The organism is Polaribacter sp. Asnod6-C07 (assembly GCF_045063625.1).
GTDB classification, from domain to species: Bacteria; Bacteroidota; Bacteroidia; order Flavobacteriales; family Flavobacteriaceae; genus Polaribacter; species Polaribacter vadi_A.
In genome coordinates this window covers 1,922,777-1,936,416 of the sequence record NZ_JBEFOF010000005.1, presented here as the reverse complement: position 1 = coordinate 1,936,416, position 13,640 = coordinate 1,922,777, and the positions used below count along the sequence as shown (strand labels likewise).

Below are 13,640 nucleotides of genomic sequence, written 5' to 3'. Positions count from 1 at the left end.
TGATAAATCTTAAATCTTATTGCCAAATAGTGTTTGCTATAAACATCTTCTTGCATATTTTTACACCATAATTTAACCTAATAATTATGGCAATCAAAAAACAATTTTTAAAAAGTAAACCAGTTTGTAAAGTAACTTTTACTGTACCAGCTGAAGAAGCTAAAAGTGTTGCAGTTGTAGGAAGTTTTAATGAATGGAATGTTGAGGCAATGCCGCTTAAAAAATTAAAAAACGGATCTTTTAAAGGTACTGTTGATTTAGAATCTGGTAATTCTTACGAATTTAAATATCTAGTTGATGGTGAATATGTAAACGAAGAAGCTGCTGATAGTTTTGCTTGGAGCGATTTTGCAGGAGCAGATAACAGTGTTTTAAGTTTATAATTAACTTATTATGATAAAATAAAAAAGAGCTTTCAATTATAAATTTTGAAAGCTCTTTTTTGTTTCTTTTAAACTGCAACCACACCTTTTATATGTGGATGTGGATTATAATCTAACAGCTCAAAATCATCGAAAGTAAAGTCTTCGATATTTTTGATATTAGGATTAATTTTCATCTTTGGTAAAGGTCTTATATCTCTAGACAATTGTAAATCTAATTGTTCTTTATGATTATTATAGATATGTGCATCACCAAAAGTATGAATAAATTCGCCTGCTTCATAACCACAAACTTGTGCAATCATCATTGTAAATAAAGCGTAAGAAGCAATATTAAAAGGAACTCCTAAAAATATATCTGCGCTTCTCTGATATAGCTGACAGGATAGTTTACCATTAGAAACGTAAAATTGAAAAAATGCGTGGCAAGGTGGTAAAGCTGCTTTACCATTTGCTACATTTTCTGAAAATGATACTGAAGTATCTGGCAATACAGAAGGATTCCAAGCAGAAACCAACATTCTTCTCGAATTTGGGTTTTTCTTTAAAGTATCAATAACTTCTTTTAATTGATCTACTTCATCACTATTCCAGTTACGCCATTGATGACCATAAACTGGTCCTAAATCTCCATTTTCATCTGCCCATTCATTCCAGATTCTTACACCATTTTCTTGTAGATATTTAATATTTGTATCACCTTTTATAAACCACAAGAGTTCGTAAACAATACTTTTTAAATGTAACTTCTTAGTAGTTACCATTGGAAAACCTTCACTTAAATCGAAACGCATTTGATAACCAAAAACACTTTTTGTACCTGTTCCTGTTCTATCGCCTTTTTCATTTCCGTTTTCTAAAACGTGTTTTACTAAATCGTGATATTGTTTCATAAAAGTGCGTATGCGTTTAATTGAATATTATTGTAAGTTAAAAAAAACTGTTTGTAAAAATAGAAAAAGGTTGAAACCATTTAGGTAATTTTATTTTAAAAATATTTAAAAGTTATTAACGGTAAGAAACTCCTAAATTTTAATTTTAGCAATAATTTCTTCTTTATCTTGTTTTGTTAATCTAATTACTCTAACTGTCTTTTCTTCATTTTCTTTTCCTTGATTTTTGTAAATCGTTACTTTCATAAAAGTTGGTGTTTCTATTTTTTGTTTTCTATCTCCATAATATTTGATCTTTATATAGTAAAACCCTTTTTTAGCTTTCTCTAATACAAATTCTTCTGGTCCAAAACCTTGCGTCATATCACTAGACATTCTACCTCCTTGTTGGGTTTTTGAATGTTTGTAAAAACATTCCTCTAGATTAGGGTCTATAATATGTAAATCTATATCAGTATCATTTTGATTCCAATCTAACACAACTCTTAAGTCTAACTTTTTAACATTTGATAAATATTCTTTAGGTATTTTTTCTAAATCTAAATCATCTTTATATTTATCTATCAAAAAAATTATTTCTTGCTTTGCAATATCTTGTAAACCCTTAAAAACTCCTCTGTGTTTATTGTTGTCATAAATGGTTTTATTAACAATATTTAAAAACAAATCAAATGCTTTCTGACATAAACCAACACTTTGATATGCCAAAGCTAAATCTCTGTAAGATTGTGCATCTTCTGGTCTTAGTTCTAATATTTGCTGATAAATAAAAAGTACAGCTTCTTTTTTGTCCCTTTCTTCTAATTTATAAGCAAAAGCTCTTAAAAGCTCATAATTACCCGCATCAAATTCTGCCACATTAGATAAAATTCGATCAGAATATTCCCTATCATTAAATTTTCTATAAAAAAAATCAGATACATCAATATAGTAATGTGGAGTATCCTGATAACTTTGTCTCTGAGTAAGGTAAAATAAATACGCAGATTCTTTATCTTTAAAAAATGATAAAGAAGTTAAATAAGGTGTTTTTAGAATTCTATCTACAACTTTTAAATCTCCTTTATATAATTTAAAAGGTTTTCTTTGAATTGATGTTCTTTGATTTTGTGTATTTGAATAAAAAACAGGGCTTTGAATCTTTCCTGAATTATCGATTTGTATTGTTATAGGCATTGTATATTTTACATCTACAGGCATACCATTTTGTTTTCCTGGAATCATTCGAGGCAATAAATTAAGAACTCTTATTATTTCATTCTTAATGCTAAGATGTGGTGCTCTAACTCTAATGTCTTGAATTAGCCCTGTTTTAGAAATTTTAAAAAGAACATGAATTCTTTTTCTACCAGAAGTTAAATTTAATAAATTAATTAACTCTAAGTTCAAAGTATTTTGAATATGTCTTTGCAATTCTTCATTAAAGCAGTCTTTCTTTTCTTGGTTATTACCTGTACAGTTAGGAAATGTTGGTGCTTCTTCGATTATCATAAAAGGAACATCATATATAACCTCTTCTTCTACTACTTCAACAATATCTTCAATATTAATAGACTTACCTTCATCACTTTCTGTCGATTCTATAACGGTTTCTTCAATTTCCCTTTCATCTTCAACAACTTCTATTCTTTCTGAAAAGGAAAATGATAATTTATCATCAAGAGGTAAATTAGCTATATTTCTAAACTTTTTTTTAGTATTTTTTAGTCGATTATATTCAACTAGTAATTCTTTTGGCGGAATAATATTATACTTAATATAATCTTGTACGTTCTCTAAAACAATTAAGGATGTATAATCAGTTACTAAGCTATAACTAGTAGCTAAATCAATAATTTTTGTTTTATTTTCTTTCTTTTTATCAAGTAAAGTTGCTAATTTATTTTTTGCCCAAATTCTATTTATTATATTTTCATCTTTTACTTTTTCTGTTTTTAAAATAACTTTAACTTCTTCTGAAACAACATTTCCATACCCAAATAAAAAAGATATTTTTTCTCCATTAAGATAATTTTTACCAGCAACCGAAAAATCTAATACTCCTTTAGATGATAATGATGGATATACTTCAATATTTTTGTTATTTGAATTAAATCCCAAATATTGAAAAGCTAAATTATTTAATACTGATAAACCTTTTTTAATGCTAGTTATATTCAGGTTAACAATTCCTCCTTTAGACTTTTTTGCGATATAATTTAATGCATTATGTGCAACTTCTGTATTACTATTTATAAGAAAAACTGGTGTTTTTTTATTAAATGAAGGATTACTCAATGTGGTTAAGCCATCTGAACTCAATATGATTACATCAGATTTAGTATTTAGATTACTTATTTCTTTATAAGAGGTTGCTCCATCATAAATTGATTGCCCTAATTTATTTTTTAAAGTTGTCCAATTTCCATTTTTAATATGATATTTTTTATTACAGATAATTGTATTACTAAATAAAACTAATTGTACTTCAACATTTTCTAACTCTTTAAAATATGCTTCTAATAAATCAGTTTCTTTATCTAAATTTCTATTTTTCATAGATAAAGAAACATCCCAAAACAGGGAAACTGATTTTGGTTTATCACGCTTTTTAAGTTTTGGTTGTATCGTTTTATAGAAGTAAAAATAATTTGGTGTAGTAATTAATTTCTGTTTTTTTAAATCAACTGGTATTTTTATCAAAATACTTTTATTGGGTATATAATTTTCTTTTTTGAATGAAGTTTTAAATGAAGTTTGCCAAGTTGAAAAAGATATTGATTCTTCCCCTTCAACAACAATCGGTTTCTTTTTTTGATTTAACGCTACTATACTAAGATTAAAGGTATTTATAGCGTCTTTAAAATTAAAAGGTAAATGATAATAATATGCATTATCTTTAAATAACAATTCTTGCTCATAAGCAATAACAACTCTTTTGCTTCCTCTTGCAGGTATTGGATACACTCTCAAATTATAAGTATTGCCTTTCCCTTTTTCAAGCAAAGCAGGGTCTACTCTTCTTCTAACAATTTCTTCAAAAGCAATTCTACCTAACTCTTTTTCTACAACAACTGCTTCTCTTAATATACCATTCATCTCTAAAGCAAGCCTGGAAACTTCTTGATTTTCTCCTAAAGGGAATTTCAAGCTTCCTTCTAAAACTCTTGAACTAGCATTATAGAAAGACATATCAAAAGTTATTGTAGCAATATTTCCTACAATTTTAACACTTATATCTAAGTTAGAAAGTTCTAATTGTTTTTTACCAATGTATAAAGCTGGTGATTTTTGACTGTATCCTTTTATTACATAAATAAAAAGAAGTAATAAGGTTATCTTTTTCATTTTCTGGGCTGGTTTAGGCTTATCAACTAAACAAAACGTATGCCAAAAAAATGTTAAAATATTTTATGAGGTAATAAAATGTTACAAAACAAAAAATTAGTAAGAACTAATTATCCAATAATCATCCCAGCAATTGTTGCAGACATTAAAGAAGCAATTGTACCACCAATTAAAGCTTTTATACCAAATTCTGACAATGTTTTACGCTGACCAGGAGCTAAAGAACCAATACCTCCAATTTGAATACCTATTGATGCAAAGTTTGCAAAACCACAAAGCATATAAGTAGCCATAATTATAGATTTATTAAACGTTAAATGAGTAACACTAGTTACGTTTTTTAATTCAGCTAATTGTATGTAACCTACAAATTCACTTGCAGCTAATTTAATACCTAATAATTGCCCCATTAAAGCCATATCTTCTGATGCAACACCAATTAACCACATTAAAGGCGCAAAAATATAACCTAAAATAAATTCTAAAGAAAACTTGTCATAACCTGTATTTGCTGCAATAATTTCATTTAAAGGTGTTATTTCTCCTGCCCAACCTAGAATTCCATTAATCATTGCAATTACAGCTACAAAAACCAATAACATTGCACCAACATTTACTGCCAAACGTAAACCTTCTGTAGTACCGTTTGCAATTGCATCTAAAATATTAGAACCTATTTTTTCTTGAGAAACAGTTACATCTGTATTTACTTCTTCTGTTTGTGGATACAAGATTTTCGAAATTACAATTGCTCCAGGAGCTGCCATTACAGAAGCTGCTAATAAGTGTTTTGCAAAAATTAATTCTAAAGTTTTATCTCCACCTCCTAAAAAGCCTATGTAAGCTGCTAAAACTGCACCTGCAACTGTAGCCATACCTCCTATCATCACCAAAAGCATTTCTGACTTATTCATTTTTTCTAAATACGCCTTAATTAAAAGTGGTGCTTCTGTTTGACCTAAAAAGATATTACCAGCCACAGACAAACTCTCCATACCAGAAATACCTAAAAACTTAGACAAACCAATTGCTAATATTTTTACTACTTTTTGAATGATACCTAAATAAAACAATAGAGAAGTTAATGCTGAAAAGAAAATAATAGTTGGTAAAACCTGAAATGCAAATATGTACCCAAATGTATTTGTATCTGCAACAATACCAGCAAATAAGAACTCGCTACCTGCTTTTGTATATTCTAAAATTTCGATAAAAATACTACCAATAAATTCGAATATTTTCTGAATAAAGCTAACTTTTAAAACACCAATAGCAATTAATAATTGTAAAGCTAAACCAACACCTACTTTTTTCCAATCTATGGCTTTTTTGTTACTGCTAAATAAAAAAGCGATAAGAATAAGTACAAACATACCAAGAATTCCTCTCCATAAACTTGTAAATGAAAAACCTTGACTAGGTATTATTTCTGCGGTTGCTACTAAAGTTTCAATCTCTTGAGCAAAGATTGAAGCTGAGAAAAAACAAAGAAAAACAATGAGTGTTTTTTTCATAATGAAGATATTTTTTTTTTAAGAACGTTTACTAATTTCGTCTCTTATTTTGGCTGCCAATTCATAATTTTCATTATCAACTGCATTGTTTAATTGATTATTTAATTCACTTAAAGACAAGGTAGAAAAATCGCTCTTATCATCAGAAGATTCTAATTCAAAATCTATAGGAATTTCTTGTGACTCTTGTTTGTTTTCAATGGCCATTTCTTCCTCAACTTTTAAATAAATACCAGCTTTATCTAAAATGTTTTCATAAGTAAAAATAGGTGCATTAAAACGAACAGCTATTGCAATTGCATCCGAAGTTCTAGTATCAATCACCTCTTCTACACCTTCTCTTTCACAAATTAAGCTAGAAAAGAAAACTCCATCTACTAATTTATGAATGATAACTTCTTTTACTACAATAGTAAAAGTATCTGCAAAGGTTTTAAATAAATCGTGTGTTAATGGTCTTGGTGGTCTAATTTCAGTTTCTAAAGCTATTGCAATAGATTGCGCTTCAAAAGCACCAATAATTATAGGTAAAGTTCTTGTTCCTTCCATTTCACTCAAAACTAATGCATACGCACCACTTTGTGTTTGACTGTAAGAAATTCCTTTGATGGTTAGTTGTATTAAACTCATATATCTTCTACAAATCTAAAAAGTAATATCAAAAAAAAACAGATAATATTTTACACTTTTTAGAGGGCACAATTTAATAAAAATAATAGATTACTCCTTTATTTTTAATAGTTTTTACTAAAAAAAGAAAAAACCTATTAGCTATTAAACTAATAGGTTTTCATTAAAAAACTGTGTTTGAATATTTGAATTAAGCTTGCTTAAAAGCTTTGAGCTTCTCTATTAATTTAGGAACAACCTCAAAAGCATCACCAACAATACCATAATCTGCAGCTTTAAAGAAAGGTGCTTCTGGATCTGTGTTAATAACAACTTTTACTTTTGATGCGTTAATACCTGCTAAATGCTGGATTGCTCCAGAAATACCTATTGCAATATATAAATTAGATGCAACTGGCTTACCTGTTTGACCAACGTGTTCTCCATGAGGTCTCCATCCCAAATCTGAAACTGGCTTAGAACAAGCTGTTGCAGCACCTAAAACGTCTGCTAACTCCTCTACCATTCCCCAATTTTCTGGTCCTTTTAAACCTCTACCTGCAGAAACAACTATATCTGCATCTGCAATAGTTACTTTACCTGTAACTCTTTCTACTTTTGTTGATGTTACTCCTGAATCTGCAATTGTTGCCTCAAAAGTTTCTGTTGTACCATCTACAGGGTTTTCAAAAACTCCATAAGAATTTTTAGCAACACCTATTACTTTATTTTCTGTTGATATTACTGTATTACTAAATCCTTTGTTAGAAAAAGTTTTTCTTTTTACCGTAAAAGGACTAGTAGAACTTGGCAAAGCCACCACATTTGATACATAACCTGCATCTAAAGCTACAGCCAAAATTGGTGCTGCATATAAAGTATCTATACTTGAGTCTAAAATAACTACTGATGAACCTTCTGCTTCTGCAACTTGCTTTATTACAGATGCATAACTTTTTGCATTAAAGGTTGCCAAACTATCATTAGAAACAGTAACAACTTTTTCTGCACCATAGGTATATAATTCTTCGTTATTACTACTATTTATGGTTAAAGCAACTAAATTACTACCCAATTCTTCAGCAACTTTTTTTCCGTAAGAAACTACTTCAAAAGCACTTTTCTTAAATTTTCCTTCTGCTGAATCTGCAAAAACTAAAACTGACATATTATTTAAATTTTAGATTTTTAGACATTAGATTTTTAATTAGACTTAAAAACTATCCTAAAAAATTTTTATTAATTTATTAAATTCTGAAACAAGTTCAGAACGATATAATTTATGATTATATCACCTTTGCTTCATTATGTAATAAGCTAATTAACTCATCTACATTATCTGCATCTACTAATTTTACAGCTCCTTTTGGTGCTGGTTTTTCAAATGACTCTATAGATGTTGCACTTTCTATTGCAACAGGCTCAACAACATTTAAAGGCTTTTTACGAGCCATCATAATACCACGCATATTAGGTATACGTAAATCTTTTTCTTCTACAATACCTTTTTGGCCTCCAATTACTAAAGGAAAAGAAGTACTTAAAGTTTCATTACCTCCATCAATTTCTCTTATTGCTGTAACAGAAGTTCCATCAACTTCCATACCTACACAACCATTAACAAAATTAAAATCTACTAAAGCAGCTAACATACCAGGAACCATTCCTCCATTATAATCAATAGATTCTCTACCTGCTAAAACTAAATCGTAACTACCACTTTTAACTACTTCTGCAAGTTGTTTTGCAACAGACAAACCATCTGTAGCATCCATATTTACACGAATTGCATCGTCTGCACCAATAGCCAAAGCTTTACGTAAAGTTGGTTCTGTAGATGCACTACCTACATTAACAACAGTTACACTTGCACCTTGCTTTTCTTTAAACCACATTGCTCTTGTTAAACTAAACTCATCATAAGGATTGATTACAAACTGCACTCCATTTGTATCAAACTTTGTATCATTTTCAGTAAAATTAATTTTTGAAGTTGTATCTGGAACGTGACTAATACATACCAATATTTTCATAAATTCTATTTTTAGTTTAAATTATCTGTTACAAAACTACGTCTTTTTTTTAAAAAATACTATGCATGCATAATAAATTTTTTGAAATAAAAATAAATCACTTTAAAATTGAGAATTATTTTAAAGGATGTTTTAAGTATAAACCTTTACTCATAAATAAACTGAAATTTACTATAACTCACTTTAGTTTTTGGCCCTGAAACCTGAGTATATGCACCTGCTTTAAAATAAAAATCACCATCCATCTCTTTCCAAAGATCACTTACATTATACGTTTTTGATTCTGCTTTATTTTGAGTTATATTTTTTACATAAACAGTAACTTTATCATCAGATTCATTGATTTCTATTTTACATTCTACCTCATCTTTATTCTTAAATGATGTAAAAAAGTCATTCTCAACATTCCCTTCATTTTTAATATAACTATCTGTAACAATTACTTTAATGGCATTTCCACCAGCAATTTCTACTCTTAAAAGTGGTCTTTTAACACCTTTTGTATCATTATGAATTTGCCCAATAGTAACTCCTTTTCTTTCATTAGAGTCTGGTGCATTTTCGAATTTTCCTTTAAAATACATTGCACTATAATCATTTAAACTCAAGTTTTTATCTTGTCTAATTTCTGTTCTATCATTTTTATGTCCTGTAGAAATTAATACCATTAGATTATTACAGGTATAAAAATAATTTGCATCACAAACTTCTTCTGCTTTTTTTAAGTCTAATTTGGTTTTACCATTGTTTGTATAATAATGGAGTTTAGAATCTGTTAATGCAGCTTCAAATTCTGCAATTTCACCTGGGAAAGTTTCACATAAATTACACTTAGATTTTTCTGATTGATTTTGACCAAAACTTGAAAAAATCATTAATAGAAAAAAAGTAATTGACAAGTAAAATCTTGATTTATTCATTGGATATAAATATTTAAATTATTTTAATTTATCAGTAAATATAATTAATTGTAAAGTTATATCAACACCAAAATGCATACCAAAATTTTAAAATAGATTTTTAATCTAAGTAAATTTAAGGTCCCTTTTTTTTAGGAATCTAGTTCTTGAGTTACAATAAGTAGAAAACATATTAAAATCTAAAGATTTATAGCACAAAGAAGTGTTTTGTTTACATCAAAATTTCTTACTTTTGTTTCTGAACAATAAACTACTAATTAAAACAAATGAAAACAGTTCAATTTAGAGAAGCTATTTGCGAAGCAATGAGTGAAGAAATGCGCAGAGATGAAAGCATTTATTTAATGGGTGAGGAAGTAGCAGAATATAATGGTGCTTACAAAGCTAGTAAAGGAATGTTAGATGAGTTTGGTGAAAAAAGAGTCATTGACACTCCTATTGCTGAACTTGGTTTTGCAGGTATTGCAATTGGTTCTGCTATGAATGGTAACAGACCTATTGTAGAATATATGACCTTTAACTTCTCTTTAGTTGGAATTGATCAAATTATAAATAACGCCGCTAAAATTAGACAAATGTCTGGTGGGCAGTTCAATTGCCCAATTGTATTTAGAGGACCTACAGCTTCTGCTGGTCAGTTAGGTGCAACTCACTCTCAAGCTTTTGAAAACTGGTTTGCAAACACACCTGGTTTAAAAGTAATAGTACCTTCTAATCCTTATGATGCAAAAGGTTTATTAAAAGCTGCTATTAGAGATGATGATCCAGTAATTTTTATGGAGTCTGAACAAATGTATGGTGATAAAATGGAAATCCCAGAAGGGGAATACATTATACCAATTGGTGTTGCAGATATAAAAAGAGAAGGTACAGATGTAACTATTGTTTCTTTTGGTAAAATTATTAAAGAAGCTTACAAGGCTGCAGATGAATTAGCAAAAGAAAATATTTCTGTAGAAATTATTGATTTAAGAACTGTAAGACCTATGGATCATGCAGCAATTTTAACATCAGTAAAAAAGACAAATAGATTAGTAGTTTTAGAAGAAGCTTGGCCATTTGCAAGTGTAGCATCAGAAATTACATACAGAATTCAAGACGAAGCATTCGATTATTTAGATGCACCTATTAAAAGAATAACTACTGCAGATACTCCTGCACCTTATTCACCAGTTTTATTAGAAAAATGGATACCAAATTCTAATGATGTAGTTAAGGCTGTAAAAGAAGTTTTATACCTATAAGAGTTTAGTTTGAACAATATTAAAAAGACCTTTTTATTTAATAAAAAGGTCTTTTTTTATGGTTAAAAAATAATATATTTTTTAACTTTTTATAAAGAAAAAACTGTTTCTTTATTTGTTCTTTTAACCTTTTAAAAGTACATGAAAATTAAACTATTTTTAATCTTTACAATTCTACTAAGCACCTCATTACTAGCACAAACTAAAGTAAAAGGAATTGTATTAGACACTAACAAAGAACCAATTCCTTATTGTAATATACAATTTAAAGGTTCTGCAGAAGGTACTACTAGTAATGACAATGGTTCTTTTTATTTAGAGTCAGATAAAACTTGGCAAGAAATAAGTATATCGTTTATTGGTTATAAAACTTTAGATTATAGATTAACTAGCAACATTCAGTTTAATTTAGTTCTTACTTTAGAAGAAGAACAAGAATCTTTAAACGAAATTACTATTGTTACTGGTAAACAACCCAAAGAAAACAATCCTGCAATTGATATTCTAAGAAAAATCTGGGCTCAAAAGCGTAAAAACGGATTAAAACATTTTAATCAATATCAATATAAAAAATATCAAAAAGTAGAATTTGATTTAAATACAATAGATGATAAATTAAAAGACAAAAGAATCTTTAAAAATTTAGAATTTATTTTTGATGATGTAGATACTTCTAACATTACAGGTAAAAGTTATCTACCAGTTTTCTTAAACGAATCTCTATCTAATGTTTATGGAGACAATACTTTAAATAAAGAAAAAGATATTTTAATAGCAAACCAAAACTCAGGTTTCAGCAACAATCAAGAACTAATTGCTTACATAGATGATTTATATGCAGATTATAACATCTATGATAATTATATTAAAATTTTCGATAAAAGCTTTGTGAGTCCATTATCTAAAACAGGAATAAGCAACTATAATTATTACTTAGCAGATAGTGCTTTTATAGACAAAAAATGGAGTTATAACCTAGTTTACTATCCAAGAAGAAAAAATGAATTAACCTTTAAAGGAGACTTTTGGGTAAGTGATACTACATTCGCAATAAAGAAAATTAATTTACAAGTTGTAAAAAATGCAAATATCAACTGGGTAAAAGATGTTTATATAGAACAAGAATATGACTTATTAAACGATTCTATTTTTGTACTAAAAAAAGATTATTTTTTATCTGATTTTTCACTTTCAAAAAAAGAAAATTCAAGAGGAGTTTATGGTAAAAAAACAACAATTTACAAAGATTATGTTTTTAATAAACCTATCAAAGACAAAGAATATTACGACAAAAAAGTGTACAATATAGGTAGTGATTCTCTCTACAATAAACCCAGAAGTTTTTGGGATGAAAACAGATTTGAAGATTTAAACAAAAATGAACAAGGAATTTATCAGTTAATAGACACTTTAAAAACAGTTAAAAAATTTCAAACCATAAATAAAGTTGGGCAATCTATCTATTCTAGATATTTTTTAATAGAATCTTTAAACTTCGATTACGGACCTATTTTTTCTACTTTTGGTTATAATGATGTAGAAGGTTTACGTATTAGAGCTGGTGGTAGAACTTTTAAAACTTCTAACGATTTATTCAGAGTAGAAGGTTATGGTGCTTATGGTTTAAGAGATCAAAAATTTAAATATGGAGTACAAGCTAAATGGCTTTTAAATAAAAAAAATAGATTCACAATTTCTTTAGGTAAAAGAGATGATGTAGAACAGATTGGTACTTCTTTAACAGCTACATCAAATGTTTTAGGGCAAAGTGATGGATCATCTTCTTTAGTAGGTACTGGCACAAATGACAAGCTTACTAAATTAAACTTAACTAATTTTACATTAGGTTTAGAGCCAATACCAAATATAGAATTTAAATTATCTGCAAATTACAAAACACTTAGTTCTGCATCTAGTACATTTAGTTTAGATTATAACGATTCTGATGCATCAACAGGCATCTCATCTCAAACCAATCAATTTGAAACTATTTTTTCTGCAGGTTTTTATCCAGGGAGAAAAATGTCTGGTTATGGAGTTCATAGAGAATTTGCTAATCCATATTTCACAAAGTTTTATACACAAATTACCAAAGGATCCAAAAACCTATTTAATAGCGATTTCGATTATACCAAGGTTCAGTTTTCATTTTTTAGACTTTGGAAAATTGGTGGTTTTGGTAGATTAACCACTTCTTTAGAAACTGGTAAAACTTATGGTGCAGTTCCATTATCTTTATTAAGTGTAGCTCCAGGAAATCAAACTTATTTTATGTATCAAAACACATTTAATTTGCTAGATTTCTATGAATTTGTATCAGACACTTATGCTTCTTTTCATTTAGAACACAATTTTAATGGTCGAATATTTTCGAGAATTCCTTTATTAAAAAAAGCCAACTTAAGAACAATTATTGGCCTTAAAACATTTTGGGGAAGTTTATCAGACCAAAATATAGCACTAAATACTACTGGTAATAATTTTGAAATTCCATTAATTGCACCAGATTCTGAACCATATTACGAATACAGTGTTGGTGTATCTAATATTTTTAAAATATTACGTGTAGATTTTAATTTTAGAGGTAATTATTTAGAAAAACCAGATGCTAGAAACTTTGGTATTACAGCAGGTTTAAGGTTTAAATTTTAAGTATTTTTACCTATTAAAAAAAATACACTAAAACCATTGCGTAATTTATAACGTAAAATAATTGG

Annotated in this window: 10 protein-coding genes; 3 read left to right on the top strand and 7 right to left on the bottom strand. The window is 28.3% G+C overall.

What is annotated here, in order from left to right; all coding sequences use genetic code 11:
* Positions 1-86: 86 nt before the first annotated feature.
* A complete protein-coding gene (locus ACJJVK_RS08220) occupies positions 87-383 on the top strand; it encodes an isoamylase early set domain-containing protein (RefSeq protein ID WP_068355927.1) in 297 nt (98 codons plus the stop codon).
* A gap of 68 nt (positions 384-451) precedes the next feature.
* On the opposite strand, the gene ACJJVK_RS08215 is transcribed toward ACJJVK_RS08220, so the two are convergent.
* The 7 genes from ACJJVK_RS08215 to ACJJVK_RS08185 form a co-directional block, all read right to left on the bottom strand.
* A complete protein-coding gene (locus ACJJVK_RS08215) occupies positions 452-1,276 on the bottom strand; it encodes a thymidylate synthase (RefSeq protein ID WP_405565026.1) in 825 nt (274 codons plus the stop codon).
* 132 nt (positions 1,277-1,408) lie between these two features.
* A complete protein-coding gene (locus ACJJVK_RS08210) occupies positions 1,409-4,603 on the bottom strand; it encodes a VIT domain-containing protein (RefSeq protein WP_405565023.1) in 3,195 nt (1,064 codons plus the stop codon).
* Between the two features lie 110 nt (positions 4,604-4,713).
* Positions 4,714-6,117, bottom strand: a complete 1,404-nt coding sequence (locus ACJJVK_RS08205; protein WP_405565020.1) for a NupC/NupG family nucleoside CNT transporter — start codon at positions 6,115-6,117, stop codon at positions 4,714-4,716.
* 18 nt (positions 6,118-6,135) lie between these two features.
* Positions 6,136-6,747, bottom strand: a complete 612-nt coding sequence (locus tag ACJJVK_RS08200; protein WP_215993617.1) for a bifunctional nuclease family protein — start codon at positions 6,745-6,747, stop codon at positions 6,136-6,138.
* Between the two features lie 190 nt (positions 6,748-6,937).
* Positions 6,938-7,894: an electron transfer flavoprotein subunit alpha/FixB family protein gene (locus ACJJVK_RS08195; RefSeq protein ID WP_215993618.1), complete on the bottom strand. Its 957-nt coding sequence runs from the start codon at positions 7,892-7,894 to the stop codon at positions 6,938-6,940.
* Positions 7,895-8,012: 118 nt separating this feature from the next.
* Positions 8,013-8,759: an electron transfer flavoprotein subunit beta/FixA family protein gene (locus tag ACJJVK_RS08190; protein WP_405565017.1), complete on the bottom strand. Its 747-nt coding sequence runs from the start codon at positions 8,757-8,759 to the stop codon at positions 8,013-8,015.
* Positions 8,760-8,905: 146 nt separating this feature from the next.
* The gene (locus ACJJVK_RS08185; RefSeq protein ID WP_405565015.1) at positions 8,906-9,679 is read right to left on the bottom strand and encodes a polysaccharide lyase family 7 protein; all 774 of its coding nucleotides are present in this window, start codon (positions 9,677-9,679) and stop codon (positions 8,906-8,908) included.
* 266 nt (positions 9,680-9,945) lie between these two features.
* Here ACJJVK_RS08185 and ACJJVK_RS08180 point away from each other — a divergent pair, with 266 nt between their 5' ends.
* Both ACJJVK_RS08180 and ACJJVK_RS08175 read left to right on the top strand, forming a co-directional pair.
* Positions 9,946-10,923 carry a pyruvate dehydrogenase complex E1 component subunit beta gene (locus tag ACJJVK_RS08180; RefSeq protein WP_215993621.1) on the top strand — a complete coding sequence of 326 codons (978 nt, stop codon included), beginning with the start codon at positions 9,946-9,948 and terminating at the stop codon, positions 10,921-10,923.
* Positions 10,924-11,064: 141 nt separating this feature from the next.
* Positions 11,065-13,575: a DUF5686 family protein gene (locus tag ACJJVK_RS08175; RefSeq protein ID WP_405565013.1), complete on the top strand. Its 2,511-nt coding sequence runs from the start codon at positions 11,065-11,067 to the stop codon at positions 13,573-13,575.
* The last annotated feature ends 65 nt before the right edge of the window (positions 13,576-13,640 follow it).

Excerpts from the sequence above, each read along its gene's own strand:
- ACJJVK_RS08205 (WP_405565020.1), bottom strand. The coding sequence starts at position 6,117 with ATGAAAAAAACACTCATTGTTTTTCTTTGTTTTTTCTCAGCTTCAATC.
- ACJJVK_RS08190 (WP_405565017.1), bottom strand. The coding sequence starts at position 8,759 with ATGAAAATATTGGTATGTATTAGTCACGTTCCAGATACAACTTCAAAA.
- ACJJVK_RS08220 (WP_068355927.1), top strand. The coding sequence starts at position 87 with ATGGCAATCAAAAAACAATTTTTAAAAAGTAAACCAGTTTGTAAAGTA.
- ACJJVK_RS08200 (WP_215993617.1), bottom strand. The coding sequence starts at position 6,747 with ATGAGTTTAATACAACTAACCATCAAAGGAATTTCTTACAGTCAAACA.
- ACJJVK_RS08215 (WP_405565026.1), bottom strand. The coding sequence starts at position 1,276 with ATGAAACAATATCACGATTTAGTAAAACACGTTTTAGAAAACGGAAAT.
- ACJJVK_RS08185 (WP_405565015.1), bottom strand. The coding sequence starts at position 9,679 with ATGAATAAATCAAGATTTTACTTGTCAATTACTTTTTTTCTATTAATG.
- ACJJVK_RS08175 (WP_405565013.1), top strand. The coding sequence starts at position 11,065 with ATGAAAATTAAACTATTTTTAATCTTTACAATTCTACTAAGCACCTCA.
- ACJJVK_RS08210 (WP_405565023.1), bottom strand. The coding sequence starts at position 4,603 with ATGAAAAAGATAACCTTATTACTTCTTTTTATTTATGTAATAAAAGGA.
- ACJJVK_RS08195 (WP_215993618.1), bottom strand. The coding sequence starts at position 7,894 with ATGTCAGTTTTAGTTTTTGCAGATTCAGCAGAAGGAAAATTTAAGAAA.
- ACJJVK_RS08180 (WP_215993621.1), top strand. The coding sequence starts at position 9,946 with ATGAAAACAGTTCAATTTAGAGAAGCTATTTGCGAAGCAATGAGTGAA.